The organism is Paenibacillus sp. FSL L8-0494 (assembly GCF_038003695.1).
GTDB lineage: Bacteria > Bacillota > Bacilli > Paenibacillales > Paenibacillaceae > Paenibacillus_AQ > Paenibacillus_AQ odorifer.
Map to the genome: position 1 here is coordinate 4,809,587 of NZ_JBBOPQ010000001.1, position 19,028 is coordinate 4,828,614.

Sequence of the window (19,028 nt, forward strand, 5' to 3'; positions counted from 1 at the left end):
CTACTTGCGAAAAGATAAATATCTAAAAAATGTGGTAAAGACAGGCCCTAACTGCCTTTTCGAGCACAGTTATTGCCTGTCTGCCTATTATTGCTGCAAAAGATTGAGTATGATATAAGCCGCTTCAGCGCGTGTTGTATAGGCTTGCGGACGGAAATTGCCATCTTCGAATCCATTGATAATCCCAGCCTGCGCAAGCGCTGTGATCCCTTCACTGGCATACAACGAGATCAGGTCTTTATCTTTAAAAGAAATAACGTTCACATCCGTCTGACCGTTCACTTTCTCCGCCAACTTAAGCGCACGATACGAAATAGCTGCCATTTCTTCACGGGACAATTTATCATTCGGGCCAAAAGTGCCATCCGCTTGTCCTTGTACAACACCCAATTTCCCAGCAGTAATCACAGCAGAGCTATACCACGCATCAAGGTTCACATCTTTAAAACTGCCTGTTCCTCTTTCTGCTTTTAGCTCCAGCGCGGACAGCAGCATGCTGACAAATTCAGCGCGTGTAACCTCCCCTTGCGGATTAAAGATCCCGTTTCCTATTCCTTGCACGATCCTTTTAGCCGTCAAGGATTCAATCGCTAACGTGGCCCAATCTGCTGCTTTTAAATCTGTGTACCCCACCTCTGCGTACCCCGCAGCATAAATGCTGAAATGACTTGGATTAAACATAATCTGTTCCGCGGTTGGGTTGTAACGCACAGCTTTGATAACTTCGAGTTTTCCATCAGCAAGTATCGAATAAACAGCAATCCGCTGGCTCTGCTCCCCGAGCTTCAGCTTGTAGTGGAAGGCTACCGATATTGCTCCTTTTTTGAAAACATCGATAGAAGTCCCGTCTACTGACACATGGATGTTATAGGCCGGGTAGTCTTTTGCTCCAGTTGCTAATGCTGAAGGCAAGGTTGGCGCAGCTACCTGAACCAGTGAGAGCGTTAGTTCCTTAGCTCCCGTCTTTATAATTCCTGCACTAGCTTCCGTAGAAACCGTAATAGAAGCCGCACCATATACAATTACTATTTGAGGATGTTTGCCCTGCACTAGTATAGAACTCAACGGAAGATGAACGACTGCTCCCTTAAGCTCTCCCGTCGATGGCAGAACAGAAATAACCAGTTTTTCATCCGCCGGAAGCGTCGACAGCGCCTTATTGATATCCTCTATACTTAGCGTGATATCAGCTATGCCGGAAATTCCTGCTTGTGCCTTCACCTGAAGTTGTCCTGCCGCTGTATGTTCGACCACTGCTTTATTTGCTGAATTTACAACGCTTGAATCTCTGACCGTGATGACAGGATCAGGATTAACTCCTGTTCCGGGTTCCCCACCAGTGCCGGGATTCCCTCCCGTTCCGGGTTTCTCGCCAGTGCCAGGATTCCCTCCCGTTCCGGGTTCCCCGCCAGTGCCGGGATTCCCTCCCGTTCCGGGTTCCTCACCAGTGCCGGGATTCCCTCCCGTTCCGGGTTCCCCGCCAGTGCCGGGATTCCCTCCCGTTCCGGGTTCCTCACCAGTGCCGGGATTCCCTCCCGTTCCGGGTTCCTCTTCGCCCCCCTCACCGGCCACCGGGGTTTTGAAGACATTTAATGAAGAGAGTGCATTCCCTGCAAAATCGAACATTGCCTGATTCTCCCAAGCATTTCCTTCGCCTACCTTCCAGCCTACACCTTGCACTGGAATCCAAGCTGGTTCCCAATAGAACAAGCCTGTTCCTTTACCATCGGGTACTTTGGACAATACATTCATTACTGTTTTGACCTCAGCCATTTGACCTGCAACCGTAGCTGGGAAGCCACTGCCGTCTAGCTGATCTTGGCGGGCGATGTTATTCTCAAAGTTGTCGCCGTCCTGCAACGTGTAAGGATATGCGGTTTCCGTCACAATCACTTCTTTACCATATCGTTTAGAGATATCGTCCAAGTTAAACTGCAGGCTATCCATCGTTCCGCTCCAATACGGATAAAAGGACGCGCCGATCACGTCATAATCAAGATTCCGCTTCGTTAATTCGTCAAAGAACCAACGAAACATATCATTTTTGCCACCTTCAGCAAGATGGATCATAATTTTGATATCCTGATCTGCACTCTGGCTGTCTCTAACTCCCTTCACTCCACTCTCTAGAAGCGGAACAACCTTCTCAAAAGCATTCTCTTGATCATAGGATTTGCCGTCAGGCCATAACAAGCCACCATTAATCTCATTTCCGATTTGGACCATATCGGGTGAAGCTCCCTTTTCCTTTAGCTCATCCATAACATCTTTGGTATAGTCATATACCGCTTGCTTCAATTCATCATAGGAGTAATCCGCCCATGCTCCCGGCTTGTTTTGCTTTCCGGGGTCAGCCCAGAAATCAGAATAATGGAAATCAAGCAACAGCTTAAACCCTTTGGCTTTGACGCGCTGCGCCATTTCCACAACATGCTCACGGTCATTATAGCCGCCAGCTTCCTGAGGATCATTCCATAAACGCAGCCGAATGTAATTTACACCCCGGCTTTTAAGAATATCCAGCAAATCCTTTTCTACTCCATTGTCGTAATACTTTCCACCGGCATCCTCAATCGCTTCCAGTGTGGAAATGTCCGCACCTTTTATGAACCCGGATTGCAGCACAAGCGGAGTAACCTGAATATCAGCTGTGGGTTGTAGGTCTGTCCCTGCAACTTTCCCCATTACGCTGTAAGTTCCTTCAACCGCGTACTCCGCCTCAGTAAGGTCATCCCAGGTTACAGGCAGCTGTTTGCTTGACCCATCTTCGTATATAGCCGTTACCGCTGATGGCAATAAAGCAGGCACATCCGTAATTGTGCTGACATTTATGCTCTCAAATCCGACAATAGGCGTGCTGCTGTCACCTACTACTGTTACCTTCGCCACTGCCTTCTGCACAGTACCTGAGATAGAACCGATTACTGTAAAGGTTCCGGGACGGGAATACTCTGCTGGCAGGATCACATCCCAAGTAACCTGAGCATCCTCCGTGTCAGAATTGCTATATACCACAGTTACAACACTTGGAAGCTCAGGGGCTTGCCCAATTTCCGTGTCCAACCGTACTGGCAGTACAGTTTGTATTTCACCCTGTGCCGGCTCATGCGGCGGGCCGGCTGCGGGAACACCCCAGACCTTCAGATCATTAATGGCTGCCCATTTTCCGCCGTTGATGCCAGTCAGGTTGACCCTTACATAAGAAACATTCCGCAGCTTAAAAGCATTGTACTGAGTTTGCTCTACACTGCTGCTCTGACTTTTGTCCACAACTGTTGTCCATACCTTATGATCACGTGATACTTCAATCGTATATTGATTAATGTAACTCCATGCATTCCAGATGACGGTTGCACCTGACAAATCATATGCACCTTGCAAATCTACTTCCAGCCAATGAGGAAAGCCCCCGTCATTCACCGTCCAATGTGTGTTCCATTCATCGGAATCTACTGCGTTACCCGCTTCATACCCTGCAAGCTCACTATCTGATATTGCAGGCTTACCTAGGGCAATATTCTCATCTCCTGCCGCTTGAGCAGACGGCCCAAACGTAAAAGGGGAAATAAGAAAGGTCAGAATCATAAATAATATAAATGATTTCTTCAATGTCTACTTCCTCCTAAATAATTTAATCATGGATTATGTACTCAGCGGCACAGTCATTTTGTGCACCCCCTAATTGTAAACGCTTTATTAATTCTGCTATATGTTACATTAGAAACATTTCAGCAGTTTTTGCAGTCGATTTGATCTAAGCAAGGAGTAAAATCACATACAAAAAAAGATGATCCGAAAGCCATACGGCTTCGAATCATCTTTATATAGGTAGAACCATTCCACTTCAATCTGCTCAGAGCGTTTGTGGTTTGGACTGTTGATTAGATAAAAAGAATAAAGCGACCCAGATCAAGGCAAATCCGAGAATCTGCGGGATAGTGACCAGCTGTTGGAACACGATCCAGTTGATGATTACTCCCGTCATAGGAAAGCTGAGTTCAGCTAATGTGGCGAAGGAAGCTTTGGTCGTGCTAAGCCCTTTGTAATACAACAACATACTAAGAAGTCCTGGCAGCAAAGCTTGCAGCAATAGATTAATCGCAATGGCTGCCGATGCACCAAACCCGCCATGAATCTGCCACGGTGCACCTTCTAGCGTAGTGATAACGAACAGTAAAGGAAGCGCAAGGATAAACCGCAGCGAAGTCACTGTCTCATATTTCATAGAACCGAGCAGATAACGTCCCATGACTGTCGATCCGCCCCACAGTGCAGCTGCTCCCAAGGCCATCAGACTGCTAACCCCAATAAAGTTATTCACATGTCCGAAAGGGATACTCCAGCCAAAGGTCAGCAGATAGGTTCCTACCAGTGCCAACACAATGAGTGGTCCGAAATTTTTAGGCAAACGTTCTTTAAGAATTAAAGCAGCGAGACCGATCGCGAATATTGGCTGAAGCTTTTGCAGTAACAGCACCGCATTCAAATCCCCACTGGAAAGTGCCATCGTAAATAGGATTGTCGCCCCGGCAGAACCTCCCCATGAAACAATCAATAAAGCACCAATCTGGCGAAATCCAATTCCTTTAAGCTCCGCCCGGTGACGCCAAAGAACAGGTGAAGCAGCCAAGAAAAGCACCACATGCTCCAGAAGAACAATTTGCGAGGAGGTCAAAGATTTTAACAGGATGATACGAAAGAGCGGATCAACGCCCCATAATGCTGCACCAATCACAACGAGCCAAAATCCACTGCGTAGCGCTGATGTACTGCCAACCTTAGTTGATGATGAAGCTGTAACATTACTCATAATTTCATTCTCCTTGTCGATACAAACCCTCGATAAGAGACCAAAAACCCCCGAATTACCAAAAAGGTAAACTCGGGGGCATTATCAATAAAGACGTACAAGGATAGACTCCTAGCGTCTTTATCTTATGATCCTCTCCCATCCGGACTTTACCGTCGGCTCTGGATTTACACCAGATCAGTCACTTCTCTGCAAGCAGAACAAGTGAGTCGCGGGCTCAGTTCACTTTGAACATTACCGCCGGTCGGGAATTTCACCCTACCCCGAGAATCTTGTATTCCGTTGTTTTTTTCACAATCTCAGAATAAACCTCTTCTTGCCATTCGTCCAGTACTTTATGAAAATGTACACATTACTTTCATGTTTCGCAGCATTTTATTACATGTTTGTTCGTAATTGTTCTACTGCTTCATCCAAAAAACTTCTGTATAATGAAAATATGTTGATTTTTCCATAGTTTAGTAATCATGTCGAGGAGGTTGTTATGAAAGAAGCATTCTGGACGAAGTTATTGTTCTCCATCTTTGCCGTTGGAGGAATAGCTTTTTTAGGATTCATAGGTGCTATAATTACTGCGCTTTACGGAGGACTGCTGTTTTATACCCCACTTGTGGCAATCTTAGCGATCGTATTAGCCATCTATGTTGTACTTATCATATTTAATGTGTTGTCACGAAAAACAAGCTATATTGTATTGTTATCTATCCTCGGACTTAGTCTGCTCGCGACCGCAGGATATGAGATCAAGCAAGCGTACGTCAACAGAATTGCCATGGTCGATGATCGGGAGGTTAATCTGCTACAATATGAACCCTTTGCTGAGAAGACCAAAGCAGTGAATCTGGATGAACCTTCTTCCTATCATATCGATAGCAATCTTCCAAGATTGGACGGCGCAACCGCACTTTATCCACTGTATTCAGCTTTCGTTCAAACTACTTATCCTGAGGGTTATTATAATCCGTATGATTTTCAAACAAGTCAAGTAATTTGCAGCAGCACACCTGAAGCTTACAAGAGATTGATTGAAGGAGAAACCGATATTATATTTGTAGCGGCTCCGTCAATCGCACAACAAAAAGAAGCTAAGCGCAAAGGTGTCGAACTGAAGCTTACGCCGATCGGCCGCGAGGCCTTCGTATTTTTTGTAAACAAACGAAACGACGTAACCGGACTTTCCACCGCTCAACTTAAAGATATTTACGCAGGCAAGATCACAAATTGGAAAGATGTAGGCGGAGCTAATAACCGAATCCGTGCTTTTCAACGGCCTGAAGATAGTGGAAGCCAGACGATGTTGCAAAAGTTTATGAAGGACACTCCACTCATGAAGCCGCCTCAAGAAGACGTAGCGGATATTATGAGCGGTATCATTCAACAAACCTCCAGCTATCGAAACTATAAAAATGCACTGGGCTACAGCTTCTTATTTTACGCCTCAGAAATGAATCGGAACGGGGAAATAGCCCTGCTGGCCATCGATGGTATCCAACCAGATAAGGAAAGTATTCGTAGTGGACAGTACCCATTGGCAACAGAATTTTATGCAGTGACCGCGGGAAGCGACAACCCTAATATTCAACCCTTTCTGGATTGGATTCAATCTTCTCAAGGTCAGAAATTGGTAGAGAAAACAGGTTATACATCGTTAAAATAACATATCTCTAGCGAATGAGAGCTATCCCAAATGTTTGGGAAGGCTCTTTTTCTATTTTTATACCGAAAATTTTCCTTTTTATCGCTTGTAGAGCGCAACTTTTGGAAACTATTGTCGTTTATACTTTATACGAGCCTTAAACGGCATCAAAGGAAGAAAAAGTAAGAATTGCTAGAGACCAATAAACGGGGATGGTAGGGATTGCAGATGAAAAAGTTTGGTTTTTTGGCGTTACTGCTGCTTTTGTTGGTGCTGGTTCATCCAGGAACTGGTTATGCCGGCTCTACGGAAACACACATCAACCTAGACGGCAACGATCTTAAGATTTCCAAAGAAGCACAGGTACAAATTGTAAATGGCAGTGTAATGGTTCCTCTTCGCGTTGTTGCGGAGCAGCTTGGTTATACCGTGAAATGGGATAATGTGGCCAAGACAGCGATCATTGAGCAAAAGGGAACTACTTTAAAACTGATCGTGGATAATACGATGGCAGAAGCTTCAGGGAAACAAGTCAAACTGGACAACCCTCCGTTTCTCAGTGGCAGCACAACCCTTGTTCCTTTAAGATTTGTTGGGGAACAGACAGGAACTACTGTCGGTTGGGACAATGTAACCAAAACCGTATATTTAACCTCTCCAGTGCCTGAGGTTGGGGGAAGCGATCCGGAAGTTACGGTTCCAGAACCCACTCCAACAGCACCTTCGGAGAGCGGATCAACCGGGAATACAGCAACTGAAGGGAATAGCTCAGTGGCTGCAGTCACCAATCTTAGCTTCATCAATAACCAGCTGGTTATTGCAGTGAACGGCAGTATAAAACCTACCGTGTTCACTATGACAGACAAAGACCGAATTGTCGTGGATTTACCGAATACTGGCTTTGGAACCGACTTCCATCAGAATCTTTCCGTAGGAAAGAACCAAAGCGGACAGTTAACGGTTACCGACTATCCTAATGTCTCTGCCGTTCGCTATTCATTGTTCAGCAGTTCCCCATCGACCATTCGGATCGTCATTGATCTAAACAGCGCTAATAGCTACAGTCTGATAAATGCTAATGATGGACTTATTATTGTGGATCTTAATGGGACTAGCGTTACGCTTCCTGAAACCACCTTACCAGAAGTACCGGTTATAACTCCTCCACCTTCTACCGGCAACACAGACAAGAAGATAATCGTCATTGATGCAGGACATGGAGGGAAAGATCCAGGGAGTTCAAGTGTTAACAAGCTTAAAGAGAAAGATTTCACCTTGCCGACAGCACTGAAAATTGCAGAATTACTAAAGAAAGAACCAAATATCGAGGTTATACTCACGCGCAGTGGCGATACATACCCAACTCTACAGGACAGATCTAACCTCGCCAACAATGTAAAAGCCGATCTATTTATCTCTGTTCATGCCAATAGTATTCCGGCGGGCAGTAAAAGTAATCCTAGTGGCACAGAGACCTATTACACACGTAATGATAGCTTATTATTCGCTCAAACCGTTCACAAATACCTCGCAGTTGCTACAGGACTGCAGGACCGAGGGGTTCGTCAAGCTAACTATCATGTAACAAGAGAAACCAAAATGCCTGCAATATTATTAGAATGTGGTTACTTAAGCAATACCAAGGATGAAGCATTACTCTTTACCCCGGACATCCAGAATAAAATAGCCGAAGCAGTAGTTTTAGGAATCAAAGAATATTTAGGTCGTTAAAAAAATGGGTGTCCCATTAGCCATGCAGGCTGATAGGACACCCATCTTTTATTCGGTAGTTGTGTTCCAAACACTCATTCGTTCCCGCAGATTCGAGGTATGTAGCTCTAGCTGTATACCATCCGGATCTAGAAAATTGACCGTCCAGCCTATTCCCCGTTTGATTGGCCCTCTAATTATGGGCACATTCTGGGTTTGCAATACTTGGACGGCTTCCTCAAAATGTTCCTCTGCAATACTAAAAGCGATATGGTCTACCCCAACTACTTTATCTGCAATCGCCATATAATCAGGCTTTTCAAGAAGACATATCCAGGCACTTCCCCATTCCAGATAAGCATCAGTTTTACCTCTATGAACTAGCTGAAGGCCCAGAACTCCTGTATAGAAATTCAGGGAATTCGCTAAATTACTGACATTTACGGTCACATGGTTAAAGCCTTCTACCTGCATCTTTATTCAGCCTCTCAATCTTCTTAAGCCAGCATAGTGACAATTCTTTTGCGTTTCTCTGACTCAGGATCATAAGCTACATGCGTATCTTCATCAAAGATCAAGGTAGCCCGTTCCTCCAGATTGTATTTCGGCCATAACCTCTCTGCTGTAGCTGGATTTCCTTGATGAGCGAAAGCAATCCAAGCATCATGCATAACTTCAGCCAACTTCTGCATCGTTGGATTAATTTCTGCCCTAAGATGGGTTAGATGAGATAGATTATTAAAGGCATAGACGATTTCTGCACTATGCACAGCTTTATTTAACAATGGATGACCTGGGATCGTGCCGTCAAAACGGTACATCCAGACAGGTGCATATTTCAGTTGGTTCTCTGCCAGGGACACCGAGGTTCCCCAGAAGTAAAGATCCGTTAGAATTTCGGCTTGTCCCTCCCATGAGGATGAATAATGGTTCGCAATCTCCTTCAGACTCCCAGTACCCATCATCTGCTCCAGCGCCTTGAGTGAATCGTCAAAGTCTGCCTCAGGCGATTCTTCTCTGAAGAACAAGTTGCCCTCATCACGATTGGTTCCGATCAATAGCGGAATACCCTGTGCCGATCCTTCTGCCACAGCCTGTGCAGGTTCTACAGGAAGTGTATCCCCATCAATGACAGGCTGAAATAACATACCTATTGAGCCACCCGTTAATTTTTTAGTCATTCTTGCGGCTGCTTCGATAATTTGTTCAGAAGAAAATGTTTGCAGAAGACTGGCATCTCCATCTGGAGCAATCCCTAATTCAGCTAGTAGTGCAGCTGCAATGTACTTCCCCTGCTCGGAAGGCAGTGTCTGAGCAGCTCCACTTTGCATAATCGCACCAGCGAACAGCCCCTTCGCTGCTGGCATGGCCAAAAGGGCTGCGATACTCATACTCCCTGCTGACTCTCCGAATACAGTTACCCGCTGCGGATCCCCGCCAAAAGCAGCAATATTCAGCTTTACCCATTCCAGCGCGGCGATTTGATCCAATAATCCTTGATTAGAAGCAAGCCCATGACCAAATGGAGACAAATTCATGAATCCAAATGGACCCAGCCGATAGTTAATGGTCACTAAGATTACTTTACCGCGTTCAGCGAAGCTTGTGCCGTCAAACTGCGGCTGACTTCCAGCCCCGGTCACAAACGTCCCCCCGTGAATCCAGAACATAACAGGCAGGGGCTCATCATGAACTGCTGGCGCCCAAATATTTAAATACAGACAATCCTCGGAATGAAGCGGCGTCTTGCCACCGAACCGAGTACCTCTCGTATCCGCTGGCTGATGACTAACTGGACCAAATTCAGAAGCATCTCTAACCCCATCCCAGGCTTCTGGTGGCTGTGGTGCACGAAACCGAAGTTCTCCAACAGGTGGAGCTGCAAAAGGGATCCCGCGCCAAATGTTCACGTCCCCCTCCTGTATTCCTTGAAGCTTACCATAAGAGGTTACTGCTATTGGTGCTCCCATTACATTTCACCCTTCCACATTATTCCTTATTCTCTTCAATCTGTTTATATAAGCCGGATCGAAACCGGAACCATTCAAAAAGATGTGTAAATACCACCTTAAGTACCGCATAACCCGGAACTGCAAGGATAATCCCCAGAATTCCAAACATTTTACCTGCGAATATAATTACAAAAATAATGGTTATCGGATGAATCTTCAACGTCTTGCCCATGATCTGTGGTGAGATAAATTTCCCTTCAATCAGCTGAACAGCTGTCCACACGATAATCATCTTCAACAACATAAATGGAGAAGTGACCATCGCCACAATTAGGGCAGGTGTAATCGCGATTGCCGGGCCCAGATAAGGAACAACTGCTGTACAAGCAGCAGCAATAGCCAGAACGAGAGAGTATTCCAAACCAATGATTAAATAGCCAATATAGAGCAGCAGACCAATACAGCAGCTGACAATAATTTGCCCGCGTATGTAAGAGGATACCTGACTGTTCATCTCCGACATGACCATACGAGTCTGCGGCTGCAGAGAAGTAGGTACAAACTTCAGAATATAATCCGGCAATTTTTTTCCATCGCGAAGCAAGTAGAACAAAATAAATGGCGTCGTTACAACCGCCAAGACAATCTCTGTAAGGGCTCCTACAAAGCTGCCAACACCCGTCAAGGCATTATTCAGAAAAGAACTGCCCCACGCCGTAATCTTAGATGTTATCTCACTAAGGTTCGTTCCGATACTATCTTGAACTTGCCCAAAGAACTCCGTTCCGGTCAGATCCATAAACCGTTCTTGAATTAATTCACTATACCTTGGAAAATTGTCGATCAAACCTGATAGCTGAGTCCGTATAATTGGAATGACCATAAACAAAACCAGCGTGATGAGTCCAGCAATCAACAAATATAGGATGATTATTGCATATACACGTTTTATTCGGGATCTTTTCTCCATCCGATCTACCAACGGATTCAGCAAATAATAAGCTATACCTGCCAGTAATAATGGTGCGGCCACGGTGTGCAGCAATACTGATATCGGCTTAAAAATAAACGGTATTTTGGAGAATACCAGAATATTAATTCCAACCAGCAGCATAATGAGCAGCACTACTACAAATTTATTATTCAGAAAAAATTTTTTGAACTTCTCTGGCCACACCTGCAGCCTCTCCATCGTACCCTCTCCCCTATAAACCATCATATATACTGTGTTATTTCATTCACTTTTTAATAGCATAGTCAACGTTAGCCCTGCAAGTCAAATTTGATGTCCTTAATTAAGCACACAGTCCTATTACGAGTCTGGTTATAATCCAATTCAATCATAATCCTCCCCTGTTTATAAATAAATAACCCTGCACGAGATATTCATCTGTACAGGGTTAGAAGCGCAGCTAAAAGGTACTTACAAGCCTTGCTATTTTTTCTTTTTCCCTTTAGCGCCCTTTTCATTTGAAGCAATCAATTGTCCATCATAGGTGTATAACAAGTGATCTTCAAGCTTCTCCCCCTGCAAATGTTTCCGCACTAATGATTTCGCCAGCTTAGGTGTAATCTCTTTGTACCACACACCTTCGGGATAAGCGATCACCACACAAGCATCTGAACATCTTCCATTACAACGGGTCACAGTCGTATGTATAAGACTTTGTGCGCCCTGCTTCTCAATCTCGTCTTCTATCGCTTCAGCTACCTCTTCACCTTTGTGTTTCTTGCAGCTGCTACCGTTACATATTAATAAGTGACTTACAGTTCCTTGTAAATTCCAGGTCGTCATGGATGACTTCAACCCCTTCTTATCAGCTAACCCTATTCCGTTCGTGGATTATTTTAAACACTATCATAAGCATCATTATAGTCAATAGTAAGAAAGACTGTTATACTATAAATGAGAATGATTATCAATGAAAAGAAGGGGATTACTACATGCAGATCCAATCCGACGGGATGCCTTATCCATCCCATCCTTTTTATATGCCCCTTCGGGTCATCAGCTTATCGGGAATAACCAACTACACAGCCTCAAACATTTCTTCTACTAATTCCAGCCTTATGATGATCTGGGATGGGAAAGGTTTTCTTGAAATAGACGGTAAGATACACAAGGTCATGGCCGGAAGCTTAATAGCCCTTAGTAGTTCTTCTTTATTGAAGATGGAACCTGAATTACAGTTAAAGGGGATATGGATTGAGTATTCCTGTATACTCCAGAGTAAAAATGAGGACATTTTTATAAATGACAACTCCCCTGTCCACCATGCCTCCACTCGTTTGATAGCCTTGGCAGGTGAGCTTTACAGTGCCTGGATAGACGCTGATAAACAAAAGCCGTTTAGGGTCCAGCAGCTATTCACCCAGTTCATCGTGGAGCTTCATGGTGAACTGACATCCCATAAAGAAAGATCAAGCAGTTGGATGGAACGGGTGACTGAGTATATAGAAGCTCATTACAATGAAGATATCACGCGGGATCAAATGGCTGCTTTAGCTGAAGTGAGCCCCGAGCACTTTTCGCGAACCTTTCGCAAATCAATAGGTCTATCCTTCAGTGCTTATATTACACTACTAAGAATCCGTAAAGCCCAGCAACGAATCCTCACCAGTTCTCCCAATCTGACAACATTGGCACATGAGGTTGGTTACGAAGAGGGAACTTATTTGAGCCGAAAATTCAAGCAGTTTGTTGGCGTTTCACCTACAGCCTACCAGAATAAGAATAAACGGGTCGTTGCCCTGAACTATAATCACACCGCTAGCCTGCGAGTACTGGAAATCATGCCTCAACTCGGGGTTTATTCCGAATGGCAACATAGCTTGGAACAAGTTCCCGCTTCCAAACAGCTTCAAATGAGCGAAGGTAAATTTTCATTACTCTATGACTCAGTAGCTGCGGTAAAACCAGATGTCATTATCGGCTACAGTCTACCCGACAATAAGATTCTGACTCCTGTTGCTCCGGTTATTGAGCTGCCCTTTATGCAAATGAGTTGGCGAGAGCAATTTGCTCTGATTGCCGAGGTTGTGAATCGACGACAGCGTGCTGAACAGTGGCTAAGTCATTATGACAGACTTTGTCTTACCGCCAACGGGTTATTAAACCATGCAATAGGAATGGAGAGAGGTACGGCTATCGTGTGGGAGGTTAGCTCCCGATCCGCCTACTGTTTCAGTAGCAGCTTCGGCAGAGGTTGCCAAATTCTATACGGTGATCTTGGCTTCAAGCCCCCCTCCGTAATTATTGAAAAAGGGATCACAGATTCCGGGTACTTAGAGGCATCTATTGAGGATATCGTATCGTTTCCTGCTGACCATATTATTATCACTAGCATCCCTTCATCATCTGAGGGAAGACAACGTTTTACTCGCCTACTACATTCTAAAGCTTGGAAGCAATTAGATGCAGTCCGAAACGGACGGGTATATATTCTGAACCAGGCTGATATGTTCTGCGGATTTGACCCACTGTCCTCACAGGCACAGCTTCAAGAATTGCTACGGGTAATGACATCATAAATTTGCATAAGCTGAGATCATATCCGTCCATAGTAAATACCCGGTGAAGCTTGTAAAGTTCTTATTGAGAATGATAATCAATATACATAGGGGGAACAACAAATTGCATAATCCAGGAAAAAATAGCTCCAAACAAACCCATTGGCTTCTTTTTCCCTTCATGCTGGCATTAATTCTAGTCATATCAGCTTGCGGGAATTCCAATAATTCTGTGGGGAATACAGGCAGTAACACCAGCAACACATCATCGGCAACTGCAGTACCTACCGAAACTAGTCAACCAACAGAAACTACGGAAACAGCTGCTCTTAAAAAGGTCACTACTATAAATGGTGATATTGAAATCCCTGTTCAACCTAAAAGGATTGTCGCTGAGGAATATCTGGGCAGTCTGATTGCGCTAGATACCATTCCTGTTGGTGCTCCCGGATTAACACTGGAGAATATGTATTTTAAGGAGGCACTTACTGGAGTTGCAGACACTGGAACTTACGGCAAAATGTCACCTGAAAAAATCATCGCACTTAATCCTGATTTGATTATTTCTGGACAAGCTGAAAGCTATGAAGCACTAAGCAAAATTGCTCCAACCATCGTTGTGCCATATGGTGATCTGAAAGATGCTCATGCCGAATTAACCTATTTCGGAGAACTCCTTGGTAAGGAAGAGGCAGCCAAAAGCTGGCTTGCAGATTACGACAAACGGATAGCTGAAGCTAAAGCCAAAGTAGACAAAGTAATCCCTGCAGATGCAACATTTTCCATCATGGAAGACGGCGGAAAATCCATTTGGACCTATGGCGATAACTTTGGCCGAGGCGGACAGCCTGTCTATCAGGCGCTGGGTCGTAAGCCCCCTACAGCTGTGGCCGCAGAAATTATGGAGAAGCAATGGGCGGAAATCTCTACAGAGGCACTCGCTAAATACGCAGGAGATTATATTATCTTAACTTCCAATAACCGTACAGAAGCTGATTACAAAGCTGATCCAATCTGGAGTAGCCTACCCGCTGTAAAAAATGGCCATCTCTATGTATGGAAAGAAGAACGGTCTTGGTACTATGATCCAATTGCCGTGTTATCCCAGACCGAAGAACTGGCTGCTTGGCTTACACAATAAAATGCGCTTAAATTAGAATCCCCTACTGCTTCCAACAACGTTGGAGCAGTAGGGGATTTGTTATTTCTTTTGACTACAAAAACACTCAAGAGGTAATAATACATTTAGCCTAAGGTTAATCTAGCAAATGGAGTTGATCAATATGAAATTACTATTACTATATTTCATGCTTGCTTTTATGGGGTTGCTGATGGCAGTAATCATCGACCTTTTATCAGGAGAAAACCTCACCGCTTCAATGCGGACGATCTATGACTCCTTTGCAGCTACAAGCATACAGGAATCAATAACTATGCTCGTTTTTATCTCCTTACCTTTTGTTATTACAATTACATCCTCTATCCGAAATAGAAGCAATAAATCCATCAAATAAAATAAACTAACCTATGCTCCCTAATTTTCTGCGGATGTAATGAACGATGCACAAGAGAATAGGTACAGCGGCACAGAAATACGGCAAAATATATTTCAGAAATATCCTTCCTTCGTCCATATGTATCGGATAATTCGCTGAACTAATAAAAGCCCCGAACAAAACAACAATACCAACGGGAACGGCGAGCTTTCTGCTGTCTTGCACCTTGAATAGATCCGCGGTGACTACCATTGCAGCGTAGCAATATACTGACATTTTAAAAAAGACTCCAATGATTAAGGTTAAGAGCACAAGCGCGTCCAAACGTTGAATGAAATTGGCCAGGTTTACTAACGTTATCGTAGTGAACATCGGAAAATTGGCTCTACTGTAGATTTCTGTTCCTAGAACGGATATTTCGATGGCATGGGTAAAACTGAGTAATAATCCGCATAAAGTCATTGCGATGATTCCGGTTCTTTTTGCTACCTTGGTTTTTTTGATATGAGGTAAAATCGTAGTGAAACATACCATCTCCCCGAACGGAAATAGCCATATATTTAGATAGGCTGATTTCAATGCATTCTTCCAATCCGAGGCCTGTAACGGAAACAAGTTATCTAGTTTTACAAGTCCGGCGGCAATAACCAAAAAGCAACTGGTCAAGCCCAATAATATTATAATCAGCATATAAATCTCAGCCGCCCGCGCAAACACCTCAATCCCCTTATTTAAGATGTAAATTACCGCAACAACCATCATTGCATAAATGATGAACACGGGTGTTCTGTCGTAAGAAGCAGCTATTAACAACTCACCTGATTCATGCAGATTTCGAGAGCCATTGAAGAGAAGGATTGGAATGTATGTTAAGCTTAACGGCCAGCCTAATACATTGCCCAGTATCTTTCTTGTATACCCGCTAATAATCATGCCCGGATATTGCCGGTATAAATAAACATAAATCAAATACAAAAGAAGTCCACCGGGCAAAGCTAACAGAATAGCAATCCAGACAGCATGGCCACTTTCAAGTCCAATCGGTACCACAAGGGCCGTTCCCAATTCAAACAAAAAAATCAAAGCAAATAATTGACTCGCGCTGATGGTTTCTTTTTTCATAAAGTGGCCTTCTCCCACCTTTCTCACTGAACACTTTCATTTTTCCTTTAACAATTTCGGCTCTAATCTCATTCCAACACTGCGAATATAGGCATCTACAGAAACATCCACTTCCGCTTCCGCGAACACTGACTCCCAATCGTCCTTAACAGTCTCCCATGCTTTTGGATTTGTGCGCTTCAGTTCATTCCCGAAATTGAAAATATCGCATTTCATAGTTTGAGCAGCCTGTAAGGCTTGGGTTATTTCCTGTTTAGTTTTAAGAGCCACTTGTTGTTCCAACTGAACGATTACCTCTCTATCACTTAGCTCAATATAACTCTGTGCCTCACTAAGCGTCCCCTCTTCCACAACATTTACATGAATGACGGGTACTTTATTGCGGAGTTCAATCTTAATTTTTGTTTTTGAATAATTAATGTTAACGGCTATCGAATCTTTAACCTCATTTGAATCTACATTAATACTGGTTTCATTAATCTCGTTCTGTACCCATAGTGCCCCCCGAGCAAGAGGGCCATCCAGCCACCCCTGAAAAACCCCTTTTTTCAATACGCTAAGCCCGCTCATTGTGACAAGTGCTTTTACTTTAGTTTGCTCCATCCCGGATTTTTTAGTTCCTTCTTCAGCGTCTCCAAGAATTCTGGCTCCGGATATCACCACTGACCCTTCTCCACTGAGACCATTAATTAGCTCAAAAACATTGATATCCCGGCTTTCTCCATATATTCTAGCGGTATTTTTACTCTTTTTAATAATCCCAATTGCAGGCAGGCTTTCTACGGGAAGCAATAGTTTCAGAATAGAGGATGCTTCCGTATCTCTGGCTACAATAACATTCGTGTTGAGCCGCAGCTCATGGGACCTTTCAAAGATGTCAAAAATCCCATCAATACCGCTCTTCACTGTAGATTCGCCTAAAACTAATAGCTGCGTGTGTGCAAAAAACATCTGTCTTGCCGCCTTTTTTGAAGTCTTGCGAAAAGCGCCAAAGATCGTACGGTCCGTAGAAGAATAAATAGTGACCGTGGGTTGTCCGGTGCTAGCTCCTGCACTTGTGGCTGTTGAGGATGGATTCACAATCTGAAAAGTAACATGATATTCCTCTTTATTCGGCACCTTATCCACACCTATACCAGTCACAATGCCTAAATTGTTTAATTCCCGACTGTTCCAGCAGCTTGTCAGCAACATTAAGCAGCATATACAAATAAATGAACGCATCATCCATCCGACCTTCATTTGCCACTCCCCGGCTTCCCATCATTCACCTTAAGTCGAGTATTATTTTTTTGGCTAACAAGACGCGGCCGAGTTTTCATATATTTCAAGGGCACACGCAAGATCGAGTCCTTCTGATTCTCAGCGATAAAAGGACCAAATGGAGACATATACGGAAAACCCAACGATTTCAAGCTACACATATGAGCAACCAAAATAAAAGTAAAGATCGTTATTCCATAAAGCCCCATAAAGGCTGCGATAAACATAATGATGAAACGCAAGATACGTATGGAAAGAGCCATATTAAAAGCGGGAGTAGCAAAGCTGGATATTCCTGTAAGTGAAACTACAATAACCATTGCAGGAGAGACAATACCGGCTTGTACGGCTGCCTGTCCTAACACTAAGCCCCCAATGATCGACACAGTTTGGCCTATAGGGGATGGCATACGAATTCCTGCTTCACGTATAATCTCAAAGGTAAATTCCATCAGCATAGCCTCAATAAAAGCCGGAAATGGAACCCCCTCCCTTTGTGAAGCAAAATTAATAAGTAAGGCCGTTGGGATCATTTCTTGATGAAAGTTTAGAATTGCAATAAATAACGCTGGGCCAAATAACGAAATAACAAGGCAAATAAATCTCAATAATCGGATCAAAGTCGTAATATCATAACGCTGGTAATAATCTTCTACGGCATGTAAAAACATAAAAAAGGTTGTAGGTGCAATCAGCACAAACGGGGTCCCGTCCACAAAAATAGCAACTCGTCCTTCTAAAAGATTTCCTGCAACACTGTCAGGACGTTCCGTATTATATAATGTTGGGAATGGAGAAAAGGGAGTATCTTCTAAAAATTGCTCAATGTATCCAGATTCCAGAATCCCGTCTATATCAATGCTTTGCAGCTTATTTCTGAGCTCCTTTAAGGTATTATCATTGACGATTCCATGAATATACATAATAGATACATTCGTTTGCGTGACGTCACCTATCTTCATCGACTCCACCCAGAGATTAGGGCTTTTTATTTTCCTGCGCACCAGAGAGATATTCGTCCCAATAGATTCTGTGAAGCCTTCCTTGGAGCCACGAATGGCTACTTGAGTTGTAGCGTCCGATACCGCTCTAACCTCACCGCCGCTTGTATTCCCTCTGATAGCTTCCCTTATCCCGTTGACCCAAAGAATGGTATCCCCAGAGAATAAAGCCTCAAAAAGCACATCCCAATCTTCAAGTGGCTGTTCTTCTCCGATCCCTCTCGCCACTTCTTTCATATACAAAAAGATATCTTCAGCGGATGTTACCACCGGGTTTTCTTCACCTAGCTTATCGAACGACATCGCATGCTCCACAAACTCGTTGACCATCAATTTTTCTATTAATCCCTCAATATATACGGCAGCTACCTCAACCTGTGTGGTAGTGGATTTAATTCTACGAATAACAATATCAGGGCTATGGCCAAGCCTTTCTTGAAGCTCTTTAAGATTATCGTCCAAAATAGTAGAGTTAAAGGGGTCCATCATTAACACCTCCTGCTCATACTATTTGTTCTACACCGCTTT

14 protein-coding genes and 1 riboswitch are annotated in these 19,028 nt (G+C 43.9%); of the genes, 5 read left to right on the top strand and 9 right to left on the bottom strand.

All coding sequences use genetic code 11. The features are described from left to right. Positions 1-87 precede the first annotated feature (87 nt). Together NYE35_RS21890 and NYE35_RS21895 are read right to left on the bottom strand one after the other, a co-directional pair. Complete coding sequence (locus NYE35_RS21890; RefSeq protein ID WP_341122040.1) at positions 88-3,609, bottom strand: glycosyl hydrolase 53 family protein; 3,522 nt, start codon at positions 3,607-3,609, stop codon at positions 88-90. A 244-nt stretch (positions 3,610-3,853) separates the two neighbouring features. Then, the gene (locus NYE35_RS21895; protein WP_076101508.1) at positions 3,854-4,810 is read right to left on the bottom strand and encodes a DMT family transporter; all 957 of its coding nucleotides are present in this window, start codon (positions 4,808-4,810) and stop codon (positions 3,854-3,856) included. A 126-nt stretch (positions 4,811-4,936) separates the two neighbouring features. Next, positions 4,937-5,085, bottom strand: a riboswitch (FMN riboswitch). Between the two features lie 209 nt (positions 5,086-5,294). Between NYE35_RS21895 and NYE35_RS21900 the strand changes: the two genes are divergently transcribed. Next, complete coding sequence (locus NYE35_RS21900) at positions 5,295-6,467, top strand: substrate-binding domain-containing protein (RefSeq protein WP_341122041.1); 1,173 nt, start codon at positions 5,295-5,297, stop codon at positions 6,465-6,467. A 207-nt stretch (positions 6,468-6,674) separates the two neighbouring features. Further along, a complete protein-coding gene (locus tag NYE35_RS21905; protein WP_076274169.1) occupies positions 6,675-8,177 on the top strand; it encodes an N-acetylmuramoyl-L-alanine amidase family protein in 1,503 nt (500 codons plus the stop codon). 48 nt (positions 8,178-8,225) lie between these two features. On the opposite strand, the gene NYE35_RS21910 is transcribed toward NYE35_RS21905, so the two are convergent. The 4 genes from NYE35_RS21910 to NYE35_RS21925 all read right to left on the bottom strand — a co-directional run bounded on the left by NYE35_RS21910 (position 8,226) and on the right by NYE35_RS21925 (position 11,903). Continuing rightward, a complete protein-coding gene (locus NYE35_RS21910) occupies positions 8,226-8,630 on the bottom strand; it encodes a VOC family protein (RefSeq protein ID WP_038572459.1) in 405 nt (134 codons plus the stop codon). 23 nt (positions 8,631-8,653) lie between these two features. Next, positions 8,654-10,126 carry a carboxylesterase/lipase family protein gene (locus tag NYE35_RS21915; protein ID WP_076273529.1) on the bottom strand — a complete coding sequence of 491 codons (1,473 nt, stop codon included), beginning with the start codon at positions 10,124-10,126 and terminating at the stop codon, positions 8,654-8,656. Between the two features lie 19 nt (positions 10,127-10,145). Then, entirely contained in the window at positions 10,146-11,300 is a 1,155-nt protein-coding gene (locus tag NYE35_RS21920) for an AI-2E family transporter (RefSeq protein ID WP_036676105.1), read from the bottom strand. A gap of 243 nt (positions 11,301-11,543) precedes the next feature. Beyond that, the gene (locus NYE35_RS21925) at positions 11,544-11,903 is read right to left on the bottom strand and encodes a (2Fe-2S) ferredoxin domain-containing protein (protein WP_036676102.1); all 360 of its coding nucleotides are present in this window, start codon (positions 11,901-11,903) and stop codon (positions 11,544-11,546) included. 149 nt (positions 11,904-12,052) lie between these two features. Here NYE35_RS21925 and NYE35_RS21930 point away from each other — a divergent pair, with 149 nt between their 5' ends. The 3 genes from NYE35_RS21930 to NYE35_RS21940 all read left to right on the top strand — a co-directional run bounded on the left by NYE35_RS21930 (position 12,053) and on the right by NYE35_RS21940 (position 15,132). Beyond that, positions 12,053-13,639, top strand: a complete 1,587-nt coding sequence (locus NYE35_RS21930; protein WP_341122042.1) for an AraC family transcriptional regulator — start codon at positions 12,053-12,055, stop codon at positions 13,637-13,639. A gap of 160 nt (positions 13,640-13,799) precedes the next feature. Continuing rightward, a complete protein-coding gene (locus NYE35_RS21935) occupies positions 13,800-14,759 on the top strand; it encodes an ABC transporter substrate-binding protein (protein ID WP_445321973.1) in 960 nt (319 codons plus the stop codon). Between the two features lie 142 nt (positions 14,760-14,901). After that, a complete protein-coding gene (locus NYE35_RS21940; protein ID WP_036676096.1) occupies positions 14,902-15,132 on the top strand; it encodes a hypothetical protein in 231 nt (76 codons plus the stop codon). 6 nt (positions 15,133-15,138) lie between these two features. On the opposite strand, the gene NYE35_RS21945 is transcribed toward NYE35_RS21940, so the two are convergent. The 3 genes from NYE35_RS21945 to NYE35_RS21955 are packed head-to-tail and all read right to left on the bottom strand — an operon-like array spanning position 15,139 to position 18,989. Next, positions 15,139-16,236, bottom strand: coding sequence for a GerAB/ArcD/ProY family transporter (locus NYE35_RS21945; RefSeq protein WP_341122044.1), 1,098 nt, complete (start codon positions 16,234-16,236; stop codon positions 15,139-15,141). Between the two features lie 36 nt (positions 16,237-16,272). Beyond that, on the bottom strand, positions 16,273-17,478 hold the full coding sequence (locus NYE35_RS21950; RefSeq protein WP_341122045.1) for a Ger(x)C family spore germination protein: 1,206 nt from the start codon (positions 17,476-17,478) through the stop codon (positions 16,273-16,275). After that, positions 17,475-18,989 carry a spore germination protein gene (locus tag NYE35_RS21955; RefSeq protein ID WP_341122046.1) on the bottom strand — a complete coding sequence of 505 codons (1,515 nt, stop codon included), beginning with the start codon at positions 18,987-18,989 and terminating at the stop codon, positions 17,475-17,477. Before NYE35_RS21955 ends, NYE35_RS21950 begins: the two co-directional genes overlap by 4 nt. Positions 18,990-19,028: the final 39 nt, after the last annotated feature.

What these genes read in the sequence shown, in the direction of transcription:
- NYE35_RS21955 (WP_341122046.1), bottom strand. Translation starts at nt 18,989, where the DNA reads ATGATGGACCCCTTTAACTCTACTATTTTGGACGATAATCTTAAAGAG.
- NYE35_RS21895 (WP_076101508.1), bottom strand. Translation starts at nt 4,810, where the DNA reads ATGAGTAATGTTACAGCTTCATCATCAACTAAGGTTGGCAGTACATCA.
- NYE35_RS21935 (WP_445321973.1), top strand. Translation starts at nt 13,800, where the DNA reads ATGCTGGCATTAATTCTAGTCATATCAGCTTGCGGGAATTCCAATAAT.
- NYE35_RS21915 (WP_076273529.1), bottom strand. Translation starts at nt 10,126, where the DNA reads ATGGGAGCACCAATAGCAGTAACCTCTTATGGTAAGCTTCAAGGAATA.
- NYE35_RS21900 (WP_341122041.1), top strand. Translation starts at nt 5,295, where the DNA reads ATGAAAGAAGCATTCTGGACGAAGTTATTGTTCTCCATCTTTGCCGTT.
- NYE35_RS21905 (WP_076274169.1), top strand. Translation starts at nt 6,675, where the DNA reads ATGAAAAAGTTTGGTTTTTTGGCGTTACTGCTGCTTTTGTTGGTGCTG.
- NYE35_RS21945 (WP_341122044.1), bottom strand. Translation starts at nt 16,236, where the DNA reads ATGAAAAAAGAAACCATCAGCGCGAGTCAATTATTTGCTTTGATTTTT.
- NYE35_RS21950 (WP_341122045.1), bottom strand. Translation starts at nt 17,478, where the DNA reads ATGAAGGTCGGATGGATGATGCGTTCATTTATTTGTATATGCTGCTTA.
- NYE35_RS21940 (WP_036676096.1), top strand. Translation starts at nt 14,902, where the DNA reads ATGAAATTACTATTACTATATTTCATGCTTGCTTTTATGGGGTTGCTG.
- NYE35_RS21910 (WP_038572459.1), bottom strand. Translation starts at nt 8,630, where the DNA reads ATGCAGGTAGAAGGCTTTAACCATGTGACCGTAAATGTCAGTAATTTA.
- NYE35_RS21930 (WP_341122042.1), top strand. Translation starts at nt 12,053, where the DNA reads ATGCAGATCCAATCCGACGGGATGCCTTATCCATCCCATCCTTTTTAT.
- NYE35_RS21920 (WP_036676105.1), bottom strand. Translation starts at nt 11,300, where the DNA reads ATGGAGAGGCTGCAGGTGTGGCCAGAGAAGTTCAAAAAATTTTTTCTG.
- NYE35_RS21925 (WP_036676102.1), bottom strand. Translation starts at nt 11,903, where the DNA reads ATGACGACCTGGAATTTACAAGGAACTGTAAGTCACTTATTAATATGT.